We start from the raw sequence: 24,153 nt of genomic DNA, 5'->3' as shown, positions 1-24,153 counted from the left end.
TCAAACTTCAAACCTCAAACTTCAAACCTCAAACTTTTTTTTACTTCCCTTTAATGGTAAGCCCGCCATATTATCGTCTATATAGGTAATTGATGATAAATGAACGGACCGGAATCTATCTTTTACAAATTGTTGTTGAAAAAGATCAGCGGAGCGCTAACAGAAGAAGAAAAGCTGCTGTTGGCAGATCTGCTGAAAGCATATCCGGAATTCTCCGAAGCATATGAAACAGTGCAATGGCTTTGGAACGAATCAGCGGTGAGCTCACAGCCAAGGTCTCCCGAAAGATCCAAGCGCCTCCTGGAACGCAATCTGCTGCAGCTGGAACAGCAAGGGCACTTATCAGAACAGGTGGAACCTATCGCCAACGCTCCCGCCAGGAAAAACAATGCACGACGCTATTATCTTTTAGGGGCAGGCATCCTGTCGCTGGCCATTGCCTGTATTGCGCTGGTGTTCCTGCAACAGCCACAGGTGAAGGAAACCGTGGAGAAAAGGTTTCCAAACATGGTCATCACCCGGCCCGGCTCCAGGACAAAGCTGATCCTGCCGGATGGCACCACCGTTTGGCTCAACGCCAGCAGCAAGCTGACATACGGCGACGATTTCCTGCAGAAAGAACGCCGGGTACAGCTGGATGGCGAAGCATTTTTCGAAGTAGTGAAGAATGAAGGGAAACCCTTTATTATCAATACCGCCGTAATGGACGTAAGGGTGCTCGGCACCTCGCTCAATGTAAAGTCCTACCCGGGCGAAAAGAAAGCAGAAGCAGTGCTGATCAGGGGGAAAATAGAAGTGCAGGTAAAACGCCGTCCGCAGGAACGTTACCTGCTTAGTTCCTATGAAAAGCTAAGCATCGCATCCAACCCGGATATTCATCCGCATAAAGAACTGAGTATTTCGAGCGTAGCGCCTGCGGGTAAAGACAGCATTATCGCGGAAACGGCCTGGCTGGACAATGAACTGGTATTTAACGGGGAACTCTTATCTGAACTGGTCATCAGGATGGAAAGATGGTTCGGCATGCGGATAACGGTAACAGGGGCACGCCTGCAATCTTTCCGTATGACAGGCGCATTTAAAGACGACTCGCCGGAAGAGGCGCTGAAAGCCATCAGCATTATCACCGGCTGCAGATACCGTATAAAAGACCATACTGCAGTACTGTATGACGCGAACTGATATAGCTGACAAACAAATATTCTCTAACTGATTAAAACCACGTTATGATTATCAACCGAACTAATAGCGTATAAAAAACGGGAAATGTGACCGCATTTCCCGTAAAAGCCAAAATCTCATGCTGGTAATTGGGAGTTACCAGACATGCCATTTTATTAACCTTTCAAACCAAAAGTATGAAAATTTTTGACTTGTTGGAGGACAGGCATCGCTATGTCTGTAAGTCAATGTTGTGTATGAAATTAACTGTCACCTTACTACTCGTTACTGTACTACAGGCCTCTGCAAACATCGGCTACTCGCAGGAGGCGAGGGTAACGCTCAAACAGGAGAACAAAAGCATCAAACAGCTTTTTAAGAAGATCACCCAGCAAACCAACTACCGGTTCATTTACCAGGAGGATGCCGCTTCGCTGGATAAGCTGGTCACTCTTGACGTACAGCAAAAGCCTGTATCTGAAGTGCTGGAAATGGCGCTCAATAACACCGGCTTTAGTTTCCGGATGATGAATGAAGACCTGATCGTGATCTCGCCCAAAGGCAGCGCTACACAGGATATTGTGCTGAAAGGCAGGATCATTGACAAGAATAAACAGCCCGTGCCCGGCGCTACTATCAAAATAGAAGGCACCAGCAAAGGCACCACTACCGATGCCGATGGCACATTCTCCTTATCAGTCCCCGAAGCAGCAAGGATCACTATCAGCGCTATCGGCTTCATGCCGCAGACCATTACGGTAAACGGCAGCGGCCCCCTGAACATTACGCTGCAGGAAGATACCAAAGGCCTGAGCGAAGTAGTGGTGGTGGGTTACGGCTCACAGAAACGTGAATCTGTAACAGGTTCTGTTGCCACCATCAAAGGAGCCGACCTGATAAAATCACCCGCCACTAACCTGAGTAACTCCATTGCAGGCCGCATGCCCGGCGTGGTAGCCATGCAGAACACCGGTGAACCCGGATATGATGGTTCCACCATCCGTATACGCGGTTCCAATACATTGGGTAACAACGACCCGCTGGTGGTGATAGATGGGGTTGCCGCAAGAGCTGGCGGCCTGGAACGCCTGAACCCTGCAGATATAGAAAATATGTCTGTACTGAAAGACGCTTCTGCCGCCATCTACGGCGCCAGGGCGGCTAACGGTGTAATACTGGTGACCACCAAACGCGGTAAATCCGGCAAACCGGTGCTCACCTATAACTTCAACCAGGGATGGTCTCAACCCACCCGTACGCCGGAAATGGCCAATGCCACCGAGTACGCACAGATCAGGAATGAGCTGAGCCTGTACAAAAATGTAGCAGCCACTGAGTGGAACAACGCCTGGAGCGCTTATAAACAGAATGGCAGCTATACTTCCCCGGTAACCGGTAATACCTGGACGCCGCCTTTCAGCGCAGACGACCTGCAGAAATTCAGCGATGGATCAGATCCCTGGGGTCACCCGAATACAGACTGGTACAAAGCTACCCTCAGAACCTGGGCGCCTACATCCAATCATACCCTGCAGCTCTCCGGCGGATCAGAGAACCTGCGTTATATGACCTCCTTCGGCTACCAGAGCCAGGCAGGATACTATAAGAAATCAGCTACCAAATTTGATCAGTACAGCCTCCGTATCAACCTGGATGGTAAGATCAATAAATATATGAGCGTAAGCGTGGACATGTTGGGCCGCCAGGAAGACAGGAACTTTCCTACCCGCAGCGCCGGCGATATCTTCCGTATGCTTATGCGCGGCAAGCCCAATGAGCCGGCTTTCTGGCCCAACGGACTGCCCGGTCCTGATATCGAGTATGGTAACAACCCGGTGGTGATCACCACCAGCCAAACCGGTTATGACCGCGATAAACGCTACTACGTACAGACCAACGCCCGCCTGGATATCACCATTCCATGGGTAGAAGGCCTGAAGCTGAGCGGTAACATCGCCTTTGATAAATACCTGAAACGCACCAAGAAATGGCAAACGCCCTGGTACCTGTATACCTGGGACGGCAGCAGCTACGAAGCAGATGGTAAAACGCCCAAGCTTACACGCAGTAAACGCGGTACCGATCAATCCACCCTGGACCAGGGCGATGAAGATCAGACCAACCAGCTGCTGCGCGGTTTGATGAGCTATGACCGTTCCTTCAAAGGCGGCCATACCGTGAACCTCGTATTTGGTGTGGAAAGGGAAACGGTGAACCAGGACCACTTCTCCGCTTCCCGTAAATACTTTATCTCCAGCTCCATCGACCAGCTGATAGCCGGCGGCGACAGGGAGAAGAACAACGACGGCGGCGCATGGGACCGTGCCCGTCTAAACTACTTTGGCCGTGCCGCCTACAACTACAAGGAGAAATACCTGGCAGAATTTGTATGGCGTGTAGACGGTTCTTATATGTTCCCTTCCAACAAACGCTTTGGTTTCTTCCCCGGTATACTGGCCGGATGGCGTATCTCTGAAGAGAACTTCTGGAAAGACAATGTGCGCTTCATCAATTACCTGAAGCTGCGTGGATCCTGGGGCCGCCTGGGTAACGACCAGATCTATTTCGATGATGACGGCGACGGCACCATGGACCTGCAGGAATACCAATACTACGGCACCTACGGGTTTAATAACTACGTACTGGGCGGCGTACTGCAGAAATCCATCAATGAAGCCCGCCTGGCTAATCCCAACATTACCTGGGAAGTGGCCAATAACTATAACGTAGGTTTGGACGGTCAGTTGCTGGATGGCAGGATCTACTTCGAACTGGACGCGTTCATGAACAAACGCTCCGGCATCCTGGTACGCAGGAACGCATCTATCCCCCAAACCACCGGTATGATACTGCCCGCAGAGAACCTGGGTAAAGTAGATAACAAAGGATGGGAGTTCCATATAGGTTATACCAACAAGATAGGAGAGCTGCATTATGATGTAAGCGTAAACGGTGGCTATGCCAAGAACAGCATCAAATTCTGGGATGAGCCGCCTGGCGCGCCCGCATGGCAGAAATCAACCGGCAAGACGATGAATACCCAGATCTACTATGAGTACGATGGCGTGTTCCGCGACTTTGATGACATCAAGAACAACACCATTGACTATAGCGCGCTGACCAATGACCTGCGTCCCGGCGATATGAAGTTCAAGGATATCAACGGTGATGGCAAGATCAATGGAGACGACAAGATCCGTATGACAAAGAACAACCAGCCCACCTTTACCGGCGGTTTGAACATCAACCTGCAATACAAAGGCTTTGATGCTTCCATCCTGGTACAGGGCGCTACCGGCGGTGCACTGCATATCAATACTGAATCCGGTGAGATCGGCAACTTCACGAAAGATTACTATGACCACCGCTGGAGCCCCGATAATCCCAGCAGTGTAGATCCCCGCACCAGCGACCGTAATGATACCTACTGGGCTACCGGTAATACCTACTGGTTCCGCAGCACCAACTATATACGGTTGAAGAACGTGGAGATCGGCTATAACCTTTCTGATCTGCTGAAGAAGAGGGTTGGCATCAATTCACTGAGGGTGTATGTGAACGGCCTTAACCTGGTCACTTTTGATAAACTGGGAATACTGGACCCCGAGTCTGTTAGCGGCAACGGGCAGTACTATCCGCAGGCAAGAGTGATCAATGCAGGCTTTTCATTAACATTTTAAAGATTAACAGTATGCAGAACAAAATAAAACGTATATACATTGGGGTGGCCCTGTTGGCAGGCGTATTGACAACAGCGTGTAACAAGGATTTCCTGAACACGGTGCCCAGGGACGAGGCAGCGGAAGACCAGGTGTTCTCCGATCCGGGCCTCACAGAAGCTTTTGTGAACGATATCTACAATGGCCTTAGCAGCGGCGGTTTCCTGGAAACCATGCTTTCTTCTGCTACAGACGAGACCATGTTCACCCATGGTTATGGTATGAAGAACATGGTGGAAGCCACCATCAACCCAACGGATGCAGAATATGTGACCAACCGCAGCACCATGCGCTGGAATGAGCTGTATACCAGGATCAGGGCCTGTAATAAGCTCTTTTCCAAAATAGGAGGGGTACCTTTTGACGATAGTAATGTACGGGACAGACTGAAGGGGGAAACATTCTTTTTACGCGCCTTTTTCTACCACCAGCTGGTGCGTGGCTATGGTGGCGTACCACTGGTTGACAAGATCTACGCCCTTGGCGAATCTGATTATACTATTGCCCGCGGCACTTTTGAAGAGTGCGTAAACTTTATCGTTAAGGACTGCGACTCTGCAGCTTATTACCTGAAAGGCAAGGGAGGCATTACCGTTAAGGGCCGGGCCACAGAAGCAGCTGCACTGGCACTGAAATCCCGTATATTGATCTATGCAGCCAGCGATCTGCATGATATACCAACTGCTAAAAGCAAATCAGCCATCATTGCAGGCTTCAGTAATCCTGAGCTGCTGGGATATACAAGCGGTAACCGTACCGAACGCTGGCAGAAAGCCAAGGCAGCCGCTAAAGCAGTGATAGATATGGGCGCCTTTGACCTGCAGAGCCCTAGCCCGGCAAGCGCCAAGGAGGCTACCAACAATATCCAGGGCATGTTCCTGGTAGATAACAGTGAAAGCATCTTTTCCCGTTATTTTCTGAATGATAAGGACGAACCGGGTGGCAACATCGGCCTCTATAACGGTTTAAATGGTTATCACAACTGGGCAGGCAACACGCCTACGCAGCAGTTCGTGGATGATTATGAAATGATTGACGGTACTCCCTTTGACTGGAACAACCCGGCGCATAAGGCTAATCCTTACCAGAACCGTGATCCGCGTTTCTATGCGACCATCCTTTATGATGGCGCAGGATGGCGTAAGCGCCCAGCCGACGTACAGTTGAAGGATCCCGCTAACCAGGTGCAGACCGGCAGGTATGAAGTGTTCGATGGTACGAAGAATGTGCCTGTTGTTGGACTGGATACCCGTTCAAGCCCGATCGAGAACTGGAACGGTTCCTTTACCGGCTACTACTTCAAGAAGTTCATTGACACTACGATAGATGCACAGTTCTACAACCAGCAGGTGCCTTATCCCTTCCTCCGTTATACAGAGGTGGTGCTGAACTATATAGAAGCCTGTATTGGCCTGGGTGAAGATGCAGAAGCACGTACTTACCTGAACATGATCCGCAAACGCGCATTCATGCCCGCCATTACTGCTGCCGGCACTGAGCTGAGAGACCGCTACCGTCATGAGCGTGAAATTGAAATGGCACTGGAAGAGCAACGCTTCTATGACGTAAGGCGCTGGATGATCCCGCAGAATACGGTGGGCAGACCATTGCGCGGTATCAACATCACGGCAACCTTAAAGCCGGGCAGCAAGGTGACCATCTACAAGTACGATCCTGTCAATTACAATTATACTTATACGCCTGTTACACTGGAAGCTGAAAAACGGCTGTGGCTGGACAAGATGTATTTTATGCCTTTGCAACGCGATGAAATAAACCGTAACAACAAACTGGTACAGAACCCAGGCTATTGAGTGGACAATTATCTTATCGTCCATCCATCAGTTGTTATACTCATTAAATGCCGGCCTCGCGCCGGCATTTTTTGTGTAGAAGGGCAGCGGCCGCTATCTTATTTATGAGTAATACCACCCGTAAAATAGCCCCTAGATTAATCAAAAAATCAACTTAATTTAACACCTCAATTATTCCCATAATTTATAAGTTATGAAGAGAACATGCTTTAGGCTGCTGCTGGTGATGAGTGGCGCCGCTATCTTTGCTTCGTGTGGGCAAGGGGGTAAGAAGGAAGCCGGTACCGACTCCACCGCTCAGTTGGCCCCGGCGCCTGCTCCCGACGCCGACACTGCCGGTCTGAAACTGCCCGCCGGCTTCGGCGCCATCAAAGTGGCCGACAGCGTAGGTAAAGCCCGCCACCTGGTGGTAACAAAAGAAGGCGATATCTATATTAAGCTGGCCAGCCCGAAAGATGGAAAAGGCATCATCAGGCTCCACGACGCCAATGGCGACGGCAAAGCGGATGAGAACACCGGCTTTGGGGACTACGGCGGCACCGGTATCACAATCAAAAACGGCTACCTGTATGCTTCCTCCAATACGGAAGTGTTCCGTTACAAGCTGGATGACAAAGACCAGGTAACCAATCCTGCACAGCCGGAGAAAATAGTGACCGGCCTGATTGACCGTAACCAGCACGAAAGCAAATCACTGGTGCTGGATAATGATGGCAATATCTATGTGAACATAGGCGCCTATTCCAATGCCTGCCAGGAGAAAGACCGTACTGCAGGCTCTAAGGGTATGAAACCCTGCCCGATACTGGACTCTGCAGGGGGCATCTGGCAATTCAAAGCCGATCAGCAGAACCAGACCTACGGCACCGGCGTTCGTTACGCTACCGGTCTGCGCAATGTGGTAGGACTGGATTGGAACCAGCAGGTGAACGCGCTGTATGTAATGCAGCACGGACGCGATCAGCTGCATGACATGTTCCCCAAGCTGTTCACACAGGAACAGTCGGTGAACCTGCCTGCTGAATGCATGTACCGCCTGAAAAAAGGTTCCGATTGCGGCTGGCCTTACATCTACTATGACCATGAGCAGCAGAAGAAAATGCTGTCCCCTGAGTTTGGCGGCGATGGCAAGAAGACCGGCGGCGAAAATGCAGAAGATCCTGTTGCTGCTTTCCCTGCGCACATGGCGCCTAACGGGCTGTTGTTCTACACCGGCAATATGTTCCCTGAAAGATATAAGAATGGCGCATTCATCGCCTTCCATGGTTCCTGGAACAGGGCGCCTGAAAAACAGGAAGGCTATTTTGTAGTGTTTGTACCGTTCCAGGATGGCAAACCTTCCGGCAAATGGGAAGTGTTTGCAGACGGTTTTGCCGGTACTGATAACATCGTATCTCCCGGCGATGCCAAACACCGTCCCTGCGGACTGGCACAGGGCCCCGACGGCTCCCTGTATGTGTCTGACGACGCAAAAGGCACTATCTACCGGATCGTGTATAAAAAGGCTTAACAGTTTAATTATAACAAGCACAAGAAAAGGGCTGCACATCTGTGCGGCCTTTTTTGTTTATAATACTTGCCATAGTCAAATAATATACTTGACTTTGTCAACTATATGCAATACCTTAGTGTCATAAATACCAGCAGGAAACATGTCAACTACGGCAGCAACAATCAACTCCATGAGAAAATTTAACCGCTTTTATACAGGCGTAATAGGATTGCTGGACCAGCATATACTGGACAGTAATTTCTCCCTGTCTGAAGTACGCGTATTATATGAGATCTGGCACACGGAGCAGTGTACAGCGGGCAAGCTGATAGAAAGCCTGCAGCTGGACGGCGGTTACCTGAGCCGCATGTTAAAGACGTTTGAGCAGAATAATATCGTCAGCCGCAAACAATCGCCTGCAGACGGGCGTACCTGGTTCCTGCAGCTCACCGCCAAAGGGAAACGCCTGATGCAAACCCTGGATCAGCGTTCCAATGAACAGATCCGGCAGGTACTGGACCCGCTGCCGGTGCATCAGCAGGAAGAGGTGACCAGTTCCATGCGTACCATAGAACAGCTCCTATCCGGGAAGAAAGATATCAGCCTGGAGGATATTACCTTCCGGAGTGAACTTCAACCCGGTGATGTGGGCTATCTTATTTACCTGCACGGCGATATTTATGCAAAGGAAACCGGCTATAATCTCGAGTTTGAGACCTATGTGTGCAAGACCTTTTACGACTTTCTGCAGAACTATGACCCTGCCAAAGACCGGGTATTTATAGCCAGCTACCAGCAACGTATTGTAGGGGCAGTGGCTATCCTGGGGCATTCCAGCTACCTGGCACAGCTGCGCTGGCTCCTGGTGCATCCGGATATGCGCGGGATAGGGCTGGGCAAGAAGCTGGTCGCAGACGCACTCGCCTTTTGCCGGGAGAAGGAGTATAAACAGGTGTACCTCTTAACTACCAACCAGCAGATCACTGCGGCTGATATTTATATAAAAGCAGGATTCAGAAAAACGGATGCGCATGCTCAGCAGATGTGGGGCCATCAGTTGAATGAGGAACGGTACGACCTGGAGTTAATTAATAATGAATAATTAATAATTAATAATTAATAATGGCGAATGCAGGTGTCTGGCCCTGGTACTTGTCCCTGGATGATTCATTATTAATTAAGTGCTGTACTTGGCGAGCAGCACGATCTGCCCCAGGTGATAGGCGGCGTGCTCAACCAGGCCATGAAAATAATACACCGCCTGGTGTTCTGTTCCCGGGAATACCTCATACAGCTTGTCTTCCGGGAAAGACCGGATCCCATCCGTCAGATGCTGTATTGAATGTTCCAATCGGTGCTGGGTAGCCTGCCAGTTCTCCTCTCCATGATTTTCCGGCAGGTAAAAATCGGGCAGGTCGCCATCCTGTTCGGGTTGTTCATTGTTCATATACCGCAATGCACGTTGATGCCAGTAGATAATATGGTTCACGATCTGCCAGATGCAGTTGGAGCCATTGATCCGCTTTGCCGCCTGCTGTGCATTTACCCGCTTCAGATGCTCCGTGAAGGTGACCTCTATCCAGGGATTGCCGTCATACAGGTCTTGCAATGATTGCGCAATGTATTGCAGATGAGACATGGTGATTGCAGGTTTATATGGTTACTGTTCCTCTAAATTTACGAAAAACCCTTTTTTACCATGTCTTCATTCTTCGTTATTTTTAGAAATAAATACTACAGCTATGGATCAACAACAACTGGAGATCAACCGGAATGAAGATGCCATGCGGATGGCGGTAAGTACGCTGAAACAACGCCTGGCGGTGATAGAGCAGGGAGGCGGTAAAAAGAACATGGAAAAGGTCAGGCAGAAAGGTAAGTTAACCCCCAGGGAGCGGATCGCTTACCTGGTAGACAAAGACACTCCTTTTACTGAAATAGGCGCTTTTGCCGCTTATGATATGTACGCAGAACATGGTGGCTGTCCGGCCGCCGGTACAGTAGCCGGCGTTGGCTATGTAAGCGGGCGGCAATGCGTGATCGTGGCCAATGATATGACCGTGAAGGCAGGAGCCTGGTTCCCGCTCACAGGGAAAAAGAACCTGCGCCTGCAGGAAATAGCCATGGAAAACCGCTTGCCGGTCATTTACCTCGTAGATAGTGCAGGCGTTTATCTGCCCATGCAGGATGAGATCTTTCCCGACAAAGAGCATTTTGGCAGGATCTTCTATAACAATGCCCGGATGAGCGCTATGGGCATTACCCAGATCGCTGCGGTGATGGGCAGCTGCGTGGCAGGAGGGGCCTATCTTCCTATTATGAGCGACGAAGTGCTGATGGTGGAAGGCAATGGCTCTATCTTCCTGGCGGGGCCTTACCTGGTAAAAGCGGCTATCGGCGAAAGCGTAGACGCAGAAACGTTAGGCGGCGCTGTAACCCATACCGAAATATCCGGCATTGCCGATTACAAGTTCCAGACAGACCAGGAATGCCTGGACCAGGTCCGCAAGATCATGGACAAGTTGGGAAGCCCCGACAAGGCAGGATTTGATCGCATCACGCCTGTTGCGCCTGCCAAAGATCCGGCAGGCCTGTACAGCATACTGCCTGCAGACAGCACCCGGCCTTATGATATGGTGGAGCTGATCTCTCACCTGGTAGACAATTCGGAATTTGATCAATACAAAGAGGATTACGGCAAAAGCATTTTATGCGGCTATGCCCGTATAGACGGCTGGGCCGTGGGCATTGTAGCCAACCAGCGCAAGATCGTTAAAAGCAGGAAGGGAGAGATGCAGATGGGCGGCGTGATCTATAACGACAGCGCCGACAAAGCGGCCCGTTTTATCATGAACTGCAACCAGAAAAAGATCCCCCTCGTCTTCCTCCAGGATGTGACCGGCTTCATGGTAGGCAGCCGCAGTGAGCACGCCGGCATTATCAAGGACGGAGCCAAGCTGGTGAATGCAGTAGCCAATTCCGTTGTGCCGAAGATCACCATCATCGTAGGGAATTCATATGGCGCCGGCAATTATGCCATGTGCGGTAAAGCCTATGGGCCGCGCTTCATCTATGCATGGCCCAGCGCCAAAATAGCCGTAATGGGCGGAGAACAGGCTGCGAAAACCTTATTACAGATACAGGTGGCCTCCCTGAAAGCAAAAGGGCAGGAGATCAGCCCGGAAGAGGAAAGTAAACTCCTGGCTACCATTACCGAACGATATAACAGCCAGACCACTCCTTATTATGCCGCGGCCCGTTTATGGGTGGATGATATCATAGACCCCATAGATACCCGCAGGGTGATCTCAGAAGGGATTGCTGCGGCTAATCATGCCCCGGTGACGGACACTTTCATGACGGGCGTCATCCAGGTCTAGTTAATTAATAATTAAAAATGAAGAATTAATAATCGGAGAACAAGTATCAGGACAGACAATAGGTCTTGAAATTATTCATTATTAATTCTTAATTATTAATTATTATTGCGCCTTTTCATTCAGCTAACAGCTCATGTCAGAGATCACCATTTATACAGACGGCGCATCGAGGGGAAATCCCGGTCCGGGAGGTTACGGAGTTATATTAATGTGGGGCAAGCTTCGCAAGGAGCTTTCACAGGGATACCGCCGTACCACCAATAACCGTATGGAGCTGATGGGAGTGATCACTGGCCTGGAAGCCCTGAAAAAGGACGGGCTGGATGTGACGATCTTTACCGATAGTGAATACCTGGTGAACAGCATTGAGAAAGGATGGCTGTGGAACTGGGTAAAGATCGGGTTCAAGGATAAGAAGAATAAAGACCTCTGGATGCGTTTTATTCCTTCGTATAAAAGACAAAAGGTAAAGATGGTATGGGTAAAAGGCCATGCCAGTAATCCGTATAATAACCGCTGTGATGAATTGGCTACGCAGGCTGCGGATATGGGCCCGTGGCTGGTGGATGAAGGGTTTGAACAGGGAGTATAAAAAAAGTCCTGCATTTTACGATGCAGGACTTTTTGTTTTACAGCTTTAAATAAAGTAGTGTCTGGTCAAGTCCTTCTGATCTTACAAAATCGGAAAATCGATCTGAATGCACTTTGATCCGGTCAAAATGAGTAATTATAAATACTTCAGGATCAGCTTTGCCGTCACAGTTAAAATAAAAATAAGTTCCCTGCCATTGGGCAAATACAAATATCTCTGGCCGTAGCGTAAAACTTTGATTGTGATTTGTAGTTTTCAGGTCAAATTCAATACATTCTATATTAGAATCGATCTGGTCAACAGTAGTATCATAACCCCGCAGCAGGTACCCGGATTTTCTGCCAAAGAGCAGCAAATACTCTTTATATGCTGCTGGCAGCTGTACCTGACGTGATCGTTCCAGCTCTTTTATTTCTTCTTCCGTACAACCTTCTACATCGCCCAGGGCTGGGAGGTAGGGAATCAGGAAGTCCATGTATTGCATGTTAATAGGTGAATTTTGTACTTGTAATAATATGAATTTTAACGTTAGGGAACATCGTAAGGAAGTCACTAAACATTTTTTGACACGATGGACAAGGACACAAGTCAGAGTAGATGGTTATTTCATCAATAACATCCGGGTATATATTTCCTGGCTTAGCCTTTTTGAGCCGTGCAAACCAATTCAGACCCAATGATTCGCTGTCGATATGTTTAGTGGCCCAGAGTGGTGTAAAAATATCCTTTTTGGCAGCATCCAATTCCTGAACGAAAGATTCAGGTACAAACAGGCCGCTTTTTCCCATTTGACCATTATATCCCGATCCGCTTGCCAGTAAAAGATCGTATTCAGCATCCGTTCCTTTGTCTTTCCACATCATTCTTGCAACGTTCCTTTTCTTGCTAATACTGAACTCGCCTCTCCAGCCGTTTAGTTGTGAAACCCACAGTTCGTCCCACATCGAAATGGTCACCTTGGGATTTTTAGCTAGCTTCTTCAGCTCGTCTATCCAGGGGTCGTTCCAAACTGAAGCAAATAATACCTCAAACGGGGAGCTGTTGGCATGCGTAATCTTTTTAGTGATCAGCCCGTCCTCCGCCATCGCATTTTCCAGCTGCGTCATCCGGTCGTCCATTTGGGCAAAATCAGCTGCAGACGATACCTCCCTGCTTGCCCTAATGGCTTTCCAGGTCTTTATAGCTCTTCCAAGCCTGGCTAAAGCTAGATAGCTTACATTGGAAAGACTGGCCCATCCATTAACCTCATTGATGGTAGTGAGGAACTCCTGTCCTCCTTCCTGTCGTATTATATAGTCCTTAACGCTGGCAGTATTTGCAACAACATTGGCAAAGGTGGCAACGCCCTCAGCCGCCATCAGCGCTCTGGCCAGTTTAGTACCAGTCATGAGCACAGTTCCGCCACCCCAGAAAAACGTTGCTCCCTGCACGGCGATCTCCAGGTTCCTTTTTATAGTGATTGTATTCGATCGCTTGACATTCCAGTGCAGCATCAGGGCGGGTACAAGGATCCGCTGGTGTAAAGTGTTCTGTTGCCTGTTCTGGAGTGTGAATTTGACAGATAAATCTACCTCCGGAATAATGCCTACAAAGTCAAAGGGCCTGCCAGTCAGTACTCTTGTTGTGTAATGCTCCTGCCCGTTTCCATCGATCACTTTCGTATAGCAGTTTCCGTCATAATTCCTGAACGTGAAAGTCATTTTGTTGGCTTCCGTGTATTCAGCAAGTAGGTTAAAGGAGTAATCGTTGAATTTGGTTTCAGGATTGTAAGAGGACCATGAACAATACTCATCACTGGCCTGTATCACGGAAATATCTTTGCTGTATACATCATAGGCATACTGGCAAAGCAGGTTGACCACTGCAGAGTAGTTGTACTTCCCAGGCCCTTCATCGTGCACTTTGCTGATGATTCCCCAAAGCACGTTGTTGTTTGGCTCATTGAGGTAATCAAGCAGCGGCCTGCGTTGCTCTTGTGGAGTTGATGCAATGATATCCACGATCATGTTCTCGCAGGCGTTCATCTCTACTACCCAGTTGGTCTTGTCGCCACATATACCGGATCCGGAAAGCAGTTGCAGGAGGCATTTACGTGTATCCAGCGTAAGGTCCTTCAGTGATAAGGCCGCCGAAGTTGTTGAATTTGGCAGCGGGTTTTTATACAGCGCCTCCATCCGTTCGCGGAGAGCCTGATCGTTTGCACAATCAGCGCCCGTTTGCATACCGTTGCCAAGTGTAGAGAAGAAGGTAAAGGCGTTTCGTATCCGCTGGGTCAGATAATCGCCGCGGGTAGCAAGGTCCTGTGGCGCATCACCGACCATGTCGTCGAGGTGATTATTATGGTAGCTGGTGAAGCCTCGTATCAGATCAGCAGGCACCTGTGGACTGCGGTAAGTCCCCGTTACCACAAAGGCATTGGGGGCGATTACCTGGGTTTTATTGATATCCCATTTGCCCAGATCATCCCGCCATGTAAATGTTGTCTGGGGCCCCTTGCGATACTGATAGAAGCAGTATACAAAGCATACGATGTTTTTATCTTTCTTTATTAACTCGCCCAGCCCGGAGTTTTGAGATGTTTCGGCTACCTTATTGAATACACTGAAAAGTATTTTAGATTCCTTATCCGTATATGTAGAGGTGGTAGGATTCGTCTTTATTTCATTGTGAAAAGAGATAAGCCGCTGGTCCTGCCATTTAACATCCGGTTCTTTATCCTCAATGTAGTCATAATTGTATATGCCTGACAAGACAAAGTAGATCTTATAATCCTTGTAAGGCGTATTTTCGAGGTATGTTTTATGTAGGTCACTGATCCAGGAGTTCAGTTGGAAAGTCTGTGTCTGGATGTTGTCCAGGGGAGAGATCCTCTTGAGCAAGGGCCGCTGTAACCACATCCTCCTCGCATTGTCGCTGGTGAACGCAGTGAATAGATAATTGCCGGATGGATAGTTGTCATATACTATATAATTAGCCGCTTCGCCCTTGCCTTCTTTAATCAACCGCTCGTTTTCCCTGATTTGCCGGGCAAGTTGTTCGCTGATGGCTTGCGCCCTCCGGTCAATGATACTGTCAATAGGGCCACTGGCTTTTACTGACACCGTAAAGGTGAGCACCGCCAGCAGTTGAATAATAAACCTGATATAACCGTTGTTCATATTCCGGCTTTTTTACTCTGCATTAATAATGATGGTGATACGCTCCAGCAACGACGATTTTGCCTGCTTGATCAATTTTTCCTTCTCCGTACCTTTCAGGTATTCATCCATCACCTCTTTGAGCAGCGAACTTCCGTTCAATGCTGCATCTTTTGAGAAGAAGCTGCCAATGGATGCAGGATCAGTGTAAAATTCCTGTATAGCGCTAACGGTCTTCGCCGCTCTTACGTTGCCACGCGCCAGCCAATAGCTTTGTGATACCTGGTTGTATTGTTTGATCTCATCTGTCATTTCGTCTTCGGCGAATGTTGTTGAGAACACGGTGTCAATGGATATCAAAGAAGCCTCTTCATCACTTTCAGTTAATCCCTGGTCCTCATATATCTTTTTATGCAGCGCTGCAGCATAGTTTTGCAGGTCATCGTCTTTGGCCCATGCTTCACTATCCTTTTTCAGTTCTTTAATGGCTGAAACAATGACATCCGCTACTTCTGTTACCAGCTTTTCCTTCTCTTTCTGTACAGCTTCTACTTCAGCCTGCGCCTTTTCAAACTTGTCTTTAGCGGCATCTGCTTTCTTTTCGGCTGTAGCTTTTTCTTCCGGTGTTTTGGCGTCGTCAACGGCTTTTTTCGCATCATCATATTCCTGCTTTGCCTGCACGAGGTCATCTGCTGCTTTTATGATCCGGTCCTTCAGTTCTTCCGGTAACTCCTCTTCTGCCAGCTCCTTGAGTTGCTCCGCCAGTTCCTTGATGGCGAGGTAATCTGCATCAATTGAGATGTGGATGAGATCATTGATCACACCCGCAAGGTCTGTGATCACATTGATCACACTATCCACGTCTACCACCTGTGTCTTCAACGAGTCAAACGTCGTCACGATCTCTCCGCTGATCAGCTGCCTGTCCGTATTCACCTTGATATTGTCAAACTTCACCTTTACACGGTTGTAACCGATAAAAGGAATCGTGATATAACCACTGCCCGAAAACGAACCGCTGCCCTGTACCCTTAATAATCTCACAGGGAAATCTCCCGCCATGATCTGGTCATCCATCTGCAATTGCTGTATAGGCGTTTGATTGCTAATGCTGATATCCGGCAGAATACCGCAGTTCTTATTAGCCGTGTCTTTCTTCGGTACTTCAAAGGCATGTGTATCACCCAGCGTTTTATTACCCTGGCTGCAATAACCACCCACCCGGTATTCATATTTATGACCCGGTATAGCATCATTGATAGTAGCGCTGCTGGAAGTGCTTTTTACATTGAACCATTCGGCATTGTTCTTACCCTGTTCATGGTATTCCACGATGTATTCAAACATCTTAGGTTGCGGCGCCCAGGTGATATTAATCCGTCCGTTCTCCTGCGTAGCGGCCACCTGTTCGGGCGGCTGACAATCTTCCTGCAGGCGGAAATAAAAGATCTCGCTATAGCCGTTGTTACGGAATACAGCGTATTCATCCAGTCCCTGTTTAGCCTTTGCCTGGATGCGCCAGGCATATTGTTTTCCTGGCAGCAGGGGCGGTTCCGTAGGACCGTACAATAAAGTAGTGTTGCTGGTAGTGGCCTGGTACAATGGCGGCATGGTGCCGAAAGCAGCTTCGGGCAGAATGCCATTGTCCCACACTTCTACGAGGGTAAATTCATATTCGGTCTGGAAGGCGGCATTGGGACTGCTCATATGCCTGGGCGTCCAGTTAAAGATAATGTTGAGGGGCTCGCGGAAGGCGACAGCTTCTCCTTTACGGGGAAGATTCAGCAAAGGTGGTTCGCTGACAGACAACCATGCAGGCGGAGAACAGCCCTGCTTTTCATTGCTCACAAGCTGCCCGCTGTTGATCTCCACTGCTTCTGCGCAAATGGTATAGTATCCGTCGGGCAATTGTCCGTTCTGCTGCAGCGCTCCTTTTGACATACCTGATACTTCGAGGTTGTCAGGGTTGAAATAAGGTGCAAGATCACTCAGCGACAATTGCACCGGCAGACCCGCATCCAGGGAGATAGGCGGATAATAGCCATAATCCCTGTTACGCAGGGAGACGGTAGATCCTTTGATGGTAAACCGTAACCTCACATTCAGGGTTGGCTTTTGCAGGTCAGTATTGATCAGTGTGACGATCAGTTTGGCCTGTGTACCGGAATAGAAACCAGCCAGCTGCGGAGAGAAGGGCGGAATGCACTGCACCTGCACGCGCACGGGGAACTGCTGCGCGCTGGCAGGTGAATACAAGGCGCCGCCCAATAGGATAACCAGCAGGCGGAACAGGTATCTCAGGATATTGCGTTTTACTGTCATTGTCTAAAAGCTGTAGTTATACCCCAGGGTGGCGGTCAGGTTGCTGGTATTGCCCCTGGGCGTCCAGCGCGTCTGGTGTATGGCGTTCAGGTTCAGGTTGTGCTTTTTCAGGAACAGGTAACCAGCGTTCGCACGCAGGTTCAATACCTGTCCCTGTTGTTGTCCATCGCTGGCGCTGGTATTATAGGAGGTCGTAAATCCTGCGGTGGCTTTCTTGTCGAACAGTTTGGCATTCAGTCCGAGGGTGGGCCCCAGGGTCAGGAAATCGTTACGTCCTATTGTATTATAGCTTAGGTTAAATGCACCGGAAAAGCTGATCTGCCGCGGTATGAGTAACAGCGTGTAGGCCATGTTGCTATTGTAGAAGCGGGATCCGTTCCCTTTCCACAATGTTCCGTTCTGTATATCTGCGGCATCCTGTACGCTGAGGTTGAGATTGATATTCTGGCTGCGTTGTTTGTTTGCCTTGATAATATGGTTCAGGTTCAGTGAAGCGCTCTGTGAGATCTGTTTAAAGTTGAGCGTGTCCATATTCTCATAGGGATTCGTTGCATTGATATAATCAAACTGCGGCTTGATATGCGTATAGGTCTGGAAATTGGAATAGGAGAAGTTCGCATTCCATTTCTCACTGGGCATATAGTTCAGGTTCAGTGAGCTTACCATGCGGGAGGTAGCACCTGCTTTGGTATGATTGAGATCATCACGCTGGTAGCCCACATTCGCAGATACATTTGCTTTATCATGCAGGAAAGGCTGCGAGAAGTTAACGGTGATGTTCTCCAGGTCGTTGTTCATGTAATAGGCGCCCAGTGTTTGGTAACCAGGGTCTATGCGCTCATATCCCAGGCCGATCGTGCTTTTATAGAACGTATAGTTCATGCCCGCTTTAAAGGCCTTAAAATAATGTGTGTTCCTTGCTTCGTACATGAATACGCTTTCCAGCAGGTTGCCCCCGGAAGATTTCACAGCGGTATTATTATAATCCCGTTTGTCGAGTTTAAGTGCACTGTTAGCATATTCAGCGGTCAGCTCCAGTCCTTCTTTAGGGCGGGCGCTGGCTGTTAAGCTGACGGTAAAGTTTTCTTTAGGGTAGATGCCGAGCGAGTCGGGGATGAATAGCAGCGGATCCCTGTAATCTTTTGCCCTGAAGAAGTTGATCCCGACAGAATAATACTGTTTGTTCAATCCCAGTTTAGCGCCATATCCCATACGGCGGTAAGTGGGCAGTATGCTGTGGTTGGTGCTGTCATAATCTACGGCGCGCAGCAGGCGGCCATACATCACACTCACGGTCCAGTCTTTTGAAGTGGCCACGTCAAGGCCTACACCGGTGAACTGGTGACCATTGAGCGTATAGGGAGAAAATGACATGGACACATCGCCGATATGCGCGGTGACACCTTTATACGTAGGGTGCAGGCTCAGTCGGTTAGGCATGGTAGGATAGGAGTATCCTGCGCCTGCATTGGTCAGGTTGAATGAAAAAGGCAGGCTTACCTGTCCGAGAATGGTAGCGTTCAGGTTACCATTAATGAACCAGGTAAAGGGCTGACGGCCGCCATTGCTTCCGCTGCTGAATACAGAACTGGCATTCAGGCCGCCATTCAATCTGAACGGTTTGCTTTTAAACATGCCGCCCATATTGTCAAGGTCTATCTGCTGGGCGTTTGCCAACACCGGGAGTAATAGAAAAGCAAACAGGTATAGGCCATGGCGTCTATTCATACTTCTGCACTTTAATGTCAACTAATATGTAGCCGGAACTTCCTTCCAGTACATAATCCTTTATTTTGATGGCTCCTTTTCTGCCATCCTGGGTGCGGAACAGCACAATACGTGGTAGCAGGTTATAATCGAACTGTATTCCGCCGGTTGCGGCCGCAGGCCATTGCAGGCTACGCAAGGGCGCATCGTTCACCATATTGTCAAAGGCAGCGGCTGTAAAAGAAACAGCGCAGTTGCACTGTTCCTGTTTGTTGATATAGCTTGTTACCGTTGCGCCCGGGATAGCCGCAAACGTATAGGATGCAGCAGAATCAGGTGATATGAACTTGTTATAAGTGAAGTTTCGGTTCAGTCCGAAGAATACCAGGTCTATTTCTTTGCCTTCGGCACTGAGGTCATCGTTCTTGTGGTATACTTTCCGCAAGCGGGTAGAATAGAAGCAGCCAATGGTGGCATGAGCGCTGCTGATGCCCAGTTTTACATCGCGGATGGTACGCAGGCCCGAGTTAGGTTTTACTGTAATGCTTTTGCTCACCGTACGACTATCTTTTCCATTACCATTGGTAAGCGTGATGGTATAGGTGCCCGGGTCTTTAAAGTAAACACTTGTTTTGGAAGCAGTATCATCTGCCACGGTTCCTCCCGGTGCGGTCCAGGATTGTGTGAGGTAGCTGCTGCTTTTGCCTTCCAGTATAGCGGTGAGTGGCGCTTCGTAATCGTCGTCAAAAGCAGAAGGCGCCAATGTAAAGTCGCTGCTGAGCGCCGGTTTTACGGTAATGGTCTTGCTCAGCGAGAAATTCTCTCCGCCGTTGCTTACTTCCAGCCTTACCTGGTGATCACCGGGAGTGGTAAAGGTAACATTCGGCGGTGTTGCTTCGGCAAAGGTAGCGGGTGTTCCTCCTTCAAATGTCCAGCTGTATTTGCTGGCGCCTTTGGTATGATTGATGAACTGTACCTGTACTGGTGAAAAATCATTGACCTGCACGATGGCATCAAAGGCCACCTGTACAGCGCTGTCCAGTTGTATGGTGAGTGTTTTTATATTGCGGGTATCCTCATTCCAGGCTTCCAGGGTGATCTTATGTGCGCCGGCGTCTTTAAAGATCACGGTACCGGGGTTCTCATAGTCCGATGTAGCGGGTTCTCCTCCTTCAAAGGTCCATTTGAAAGTGGTGCCACCGGTACTGCGGTTGGTGAAGTTCACCTTTGCTGGTACGGTCAGTGAGGTGTCTTCCAGGGCATAGGTAAAGTCTGCGGCCACCGGGCGATCCACTTCCTTGTAGCAGGCAGCAAGTAACAGCAGCAGGGCTGCCAATAGGGTATAGGGTATAAGTTTCGTCATAGGTGTTTAGGGATTGTATTCCCTGTGTTATAGTACAATCTTATTTTCGTCTGTTAATGTTGCATTGATCTCATTTATATCCATCCCGATCTGTTCCCATAAACCGCCCCCGAATCTCCAGCCCGTGAATGCTTTGTTATTTTGCAGTGCGGCTTTATTATTGTTCAGGCATGCCTGGATGGCAGGCAGCAATTCCGGTACAGGTATTTCAAACTTCAATGCGCCCACATGAAACTGAAAAAGGTATGCTTTAATCAGCCTGATGGTCCACCAGCATCCTTCAGGGCTGTTCATAAGGGTGAGCATAGCTGCCTTTATCTGCGCGTTTAGCGTAGCTGCACCATGGTTCAATACATATTGATTAAAGCCCGAAATGAATACAGATGCAATATCGGTCGGCTCTTCCACAAAGGGGTTGACGAACTGATAGTCGCCTTCGCCTATCATATACTTATGCAGCTCATTTTTCTCTAAGGCCGTAAGCAGTTTCGTATAAGCTTTGTTATCTCTTTGATTATCCATAACCGATGTTTTACTACCTTAAATTTATTTATTCCTTGTAATTTATCGGTTTAAATGAATACTGTCCTTTTGGAATAGGATCTATTACGGCCTCAATGGTACCGTTCGCCGTATAACCGCCAGGTTTGAAAAATTCATTTGCTCCATATTCATTGCCGCTGGGCATCCGCAGGCCTAATTCTTTGGGTTTTGGCACGTACACAACACACATGTCCTGTGTTGACCATCTGCCCTCGGGTACTGCCAGTTCCATTTCGATCTTGGTCATATCTCCCTGTGTTCTGGCCAGCATTTCATCCATCTTTTTGATAGTAGTAACATATACGCCGTCGGAGTAGCCCAGCTTGTCGCCATACTCTTTTATGATCTTGCGCGGACAAATAAAGGCGGCTCCCTCTTCAAACTTCTTCAGGTGCGCGGCATTATACACCTCTGTCATATACACCGTTGCGAGCTCCCGTTCTCCATGTGGCTTCGCAAGCACCCGCTCAATGGTCCAGCCGTCTTTCATGCCTTTCTGTACAATACCTGTGGCTTCCTTGACTGCGGCTTGCGGGTTGATCGCTTTAAAGACGTATTTAGCTTCGGGGATAGGGTTTATGACAGCTTCAGGTACGCCGTTGGCAGTAAAGCCGCCCGGTTTAAAGAATTCATTTGCTCCCTCCTCATTACCGCTCGGCATCCGTAAGTCGAAGTCTTTAGGAACTTTTACATCCACCCGGCACATGACCCGGCTTTGCCAGTCGCCTGCAGGAATGGCCAGTTCTTTTTCGATCAGCGCCATGTCTCCTTGCGTCGCCGCCATCAGCTCCTCCATTCTTTTTGTGCTGATCACATAAACGCCGTCTCTGCGGCCAAGCATACTTCCGTAATCATCTATAATGGCCTGGGGGCAGATGAACGATACACCATCCTCAAATTCCTTGAGGTGTGCTGCAATGTACTCAGGCTTAAGATATTCAGTAGGAGGGGGCCTTTTGCCTTTTGGATAGCTAAGCACCCGTTCTATTGTCCAGCCCTCCTTCATGCCATTCTGAACAATATCTGCTGCGGTGAGCCGGGCGGCTAAGAGGTTATCGAGCGCTTCAGCTTCTTTCTGGGTTACAGCGCCCTGCTGCTGCATGGCGGCACGTTCCTGTTTCCATATCACCGCCGCCTCATCGAGGTACTGTGGAATGCCTGCAAGATCAATGATCAGACGGCTGCCGCCGTATATGAGGAAAGCCTTATCTACCCCGTTGATCATTTTGTACTGGGTGCTGTTCTCCCCGTACCTTTCCTTTATCCTGTCTTTTATTGGGGTGGTGCTTAATACCGTACTTCCTGTTGATGCCACAATATCCATGTAGCCAAGCGTTTGTACGATCCAGCTGGCGGATTCAACCAGCACCATGCCGGTGCCGAACATAACGGCGTTAAAAGGTATGAGCACTGCAAGGCCGCCCATTTGCCAGCTGTTAGCATTCTGTTTTATATGATGCACCCAGCTTAGGTAAAAGGAGGGAACAACCAGCAGGTAATGCTTACCGTTAACTTTCTGGCTGTATTTAAGTCCGGGTAATTCTGTTGATGATATGATCGCTACCTGGTCAAAGGGGCCATACGCATAGTCTTTATACCCCAGGCCACTATTGGTATGAATCACACCACCGATCGTGCCGCTGGCCGGGTATTCAGACACGGTGTAGTTGGAGCCATCCCACAAGCCAAAACCATTGAAGGCAAATGTTCTGAAATTGTCTTTGAACTTATCTTTGTTAGCTTCGATGGCGACATTTTTATAAAAATGTCCCAGCACGCTGAAGACAGCTTTCGTATAATTGCTTCCACCCATGCCCGCGTCGTTCAGCTTATCCAGGAGGCTCACCACCAGCTTGTTGTTGGCCTGCAAACTATCCATCCATTCTTTGCTGATGTTGTCGCCTACCGTGGTGATCACTTTTATAGCCGCCTGTTCGCCGCCGAAGTTGTCTGTGCCAAGAGAAAACACATTGTTCACATCCGTGAGGCTCGAAGCTTTGTCCATGGCCTTGAGCAGCCGCATCCGCTCCGGAACGGTGAGGGCCGACACTTCCTCTGCGCTAAGCGTCCATACCAGGTTTATGGCTTCCTTGGGCGAATCGTAGTCGGTTACGCTTTTGTAAATGCTGTTTATCTTGTCTGTACAGGCTACCAGTCCGCTGGGATTAGCAATACCTTCTTTAGTGAAGGTTAACAGCTGCCGGAATTCAGGAAAGGCTTTATTCAGTTTCTGGGTTTCAAATACATCCAGCCCTTTTGTCCAGACAAAGCAATAACGCCTTTTCTTATAAGTTGTTTTCAGATCGGTGTCATGGAAATTGTCCATTCCCAGTACTGCTTCCACATAGAAGAAGACAATCGTCTTCTCCATTTGCAGGCGCTCAGATTTCTTTACGAACTCCTGGTATTTATCGTCCAGTACGTTGAGAAAAGCTTTACGAAAGACCGCTGTGCTGCCTTTACCCGCATTCTCTTTTTGTATCCCCGCGGAAAGAGCGTCCATTATTTTCTGCTCATAGGCGGGGAGGGCTGCATTCCTCATGAAATCTGTGTAGCCCAGGAAGTAGCGGCCTGTGAAGGCGTACAGCTTTGTTTTCTTGCTGCTATTGGTAGTGTTGAAGCTTTTGATGCTGGCAATCAGTTGCTCCTTAACTGCATTATCGTATAAGGGAACTGCGCCATTAACGTATTGTTGCTGAAGATCATCTGCCGCATCGAAGCCATTGTATTCAACCAGGCCTTTTCCATGAGGGTTGAATACCTCCTGCATTAACCTGTTTGCTGAGGTGGAAAGGGATGCCTCTAATGCATGTGACAAAGTATCTGCAGGAAGCCTGCCTGCCGCCGTTGCCAGCAAGTAAAGCAGCAGCATAGGTATAGTTGCGATCCAGTTTTTTTTCAGCATAGGGTTTATTTTATTCCA

15 protein-coding genes are annotated in these 24,153 nt (G+C 48.9%); 7 read left to right on the top strand and 8 right to left on the bottom strand.

Annotated features, from left to right (window positions below):
* Positions 1 to 99: 99 nt before the first annotated feature.
* The 5 genes from ACR9Y8_RS02560 to ACR9Y8_RS02540 all read left to right on the top strand — a co-directional run bounded on the left by ACR9Y8_RS02560 (position 100) and on the right by ACR9Y8_RS02540 (position 9,288).
* On the top strand, positions 100 to 1,182 hold the full coding sequence (locus ACR9Y8_RS02560; RefSeq protein WP_481211659.1) for a FecR family protein: 1,083 nt from the start codon (positions 100 to 102) through the stop codon (positions 1,180 to 1,182).
* 236 nt (positions 1,183 to 1,418) lie between these two features.
* Positions 1,419 to 4,841 (top strand): TonB-dependent receptor, encoded by a 3,423-nt coding sequence (locus ACR9Y8_RS02555; protein ID WP_481211658.1) that lies wholly within the window; start codon positions 1,419 to 1,421, stop codon positions 4,839 to 4,841.
* Between the two features lie 11 nt (positions 4,842 to 4,852).
* Positions 4,853 to 6,694 (top strand): RagB/SusD family nutrient uptake outer membrane protein, encoded by a 1,842-nt coding sequence (locus ACR9Y8_RS02550; RefSeq protein WP_481211657.1) that lies wholly within the window; start codon positions 4,853 to 4,855, stop codon positions 6,692 to 6,694.
* A 193-nt stretch (positions 6,695 to 6,887) separates the two neighbouring features.
* The gene (locus ACR9Y8_RS02545) at positions 6,888 to 8,204 is read left to right on the top strand and encodes a PQQ-dependent sugar dehydrogenase (RefSeq protein WP_481211656.1); all 1,317 of its coding nucleotides are present in this window, start codon (positions 6,888 to 6,890) and stop codon (positions 8,202 to 8,204) included.
* Between the two features lie 172 nt (positions 8,205 to 8,376).
* A complete protein-coding gene (locus ACR9Y8_RS02540; protein ID WP_481211655.1) occupies positions 8,377 to 9,288 on the top strand; it encodes a bifunctional helix-turn-helix transcriptional regulator/GNAT family N-acetyltransferase in 912 nt (303 codons plus the stop codon).
* Positions 9,289 to 9,363: 75 nt separating this feature from the next.
* Here ACR9Y8_RS02540 and ACR9Y8_RS02535 read toward each other — a convergent pair whose 3' ends face one another.
* A complete protein-coding gene (locus tag ACR9Y8_RS02535) occupies positions 9,364 to 9,825 on the bottom strand; it encodes a DinB family protein (RefSeq protein WP_481211654.1) in 462 nt (153 codons plus the stop codon).
* A gap of 103 nt (positions 9,826 to 9,928) precedes the next feature.
* Between ACR9Y8_RS02535 and ACR9Y8_RS02530 the strand changes: the two genes are divergently transcribed.
* A complete protein-coding gene (locus tag ACR9Y8_RS02530) occupies positions 9,929 to 11,566 on the top strand; it encodes an acyl-CoA carboxylase subunit beta (protein ID WP_481211653.1) in 1,638 nt (545 codons plus the stop codon).
* A 133-nt stretch (positions 11,567 to 11,699) separates the two neighbouring features.
* A complete protein-coding gene (gene rnhA, locus ACR9Y8_RS02525; RefSeq protein ID WP_481211652.1) occupies positions 11,700 to 12,158 on the top strand; it encodes a ribonuclease HI in 459 nt (152 codons plus the stop codon).
* 37 nt (positions 12,159 to 12,195) lie between these two features.
* Here the strand turns inward: rnhA and ACR9Y8_RS02520 are convergent, their stop codons facing one another.
* Genes ACR9Y8_RS02520 through ACR9Y8_RS02490 form a run of 7 tightly spaced genes read right to left on the bottom strand, consistent with a single transcriptional unit; the run spans position 12,196 to position 24,135 of the window.
* Positions 12,196 to 12,633: an SMI1/KNR4 family protein gene (locus tag ACR9Y8_RS02520; RefSeq protein WP_481211651.1), complete on the bottom strand. Its 438-nt coding sequence runs from the start codon at positions 12,631 to 12,633 to the stop codon at positions 12,196 to 12,198.
* Positions 12,634 to 12,643: 10 nt separating this feature from the next.
* Positions 12,644 to 15,316 carry a hypothetical protein gene (locus tag ACR9Y8_RS02515; RefSeq protein WP_481211650.1) on the bottom strand — a complete coding sequence of 891 codons (2,673 nt, stop codon included), beginning with the start codon at positions 15,314 to 15,316 and terminating at the stop codon, positions 12,644 to 12,646.
* 12 nt (positions 15,317 to 15,328) lie between these two features.
* Complete coding sequence (locus tag ACR9Y8_RS02510; protein WP_481211649.1) at positions 15,329 to 17,617, bottom strand: fibronectin type III domain-containing protein; 2,289 nt, start codon at positions 17,615 to 17,617, stop codon at positions 15,329 to 15,331.
* A 3-nt stretch (positions 17,618 to 17,620) separates the two neighbouring features.
* A complete protein-coding gene (locus tag ACR9Y8_RS02505; protein ID WP_481211648.1) occupies positions 17,621 to 19,345 on the bottom strand; it encodes a TonB-dependent receptor in 1,725 nt (574 codons plus the stop codon).
* Positions 19,338 to 20,687 (bottom strand): PKD domain-containing protein, encoded by a 1,350-nt coding sequence (locus ACR9Y8_RS02500; protein WP_481211647.1) that lies wholly within the window; start codon positions 20,685 to 20,687, stop codon positions 19,338 to 19,340. Before ACR9Y8_RS02500 ends, ACR9Y8_RS02505 begins: the two co-directional genes overlap by 8 nt.
* A 27-nt stretch (positions 20,688 to 20,714) precedes the next feature.
* The gene (locus tag ACR9Y8_RS02495) at positions 20,715 to 21,209 is read right to left on the bottom strand and encodes a hypothetical protein (protein WP_481211646.1); all 495 of its coding nucleotides are present in this window, start codon (positions 21,207 to 21,209) and stop codon (positions 20,715 to 20,717) included.
* 28 nt (positions 21,210 to 21,237) lie between these two features.
* Positions 21,238 to 24,135 (bottom strand): hypothetical protein, encoded by a 2,898-nt coding sequence (locus ACR9Y8_RS02490; RefSeq protein ID WP_481211645.1) that lies wholly within the window; start codon positions 24,133 to 24,135, stop codon positions 21,238 to 21,240.
* Between the last annotated feature and the right edge of the window lie 18 nt (positions 24,136 to 24,153).

The sequence above is a fragment of the Chitinophaga sp. SVR4-12A genome (genome assembly GCF_056754765.1).
The sequence above is the reverse complement of the archived record's forward strand: the minus strand, read 5'-3'. Positions and strand labels throughout refer to the sequence as shown.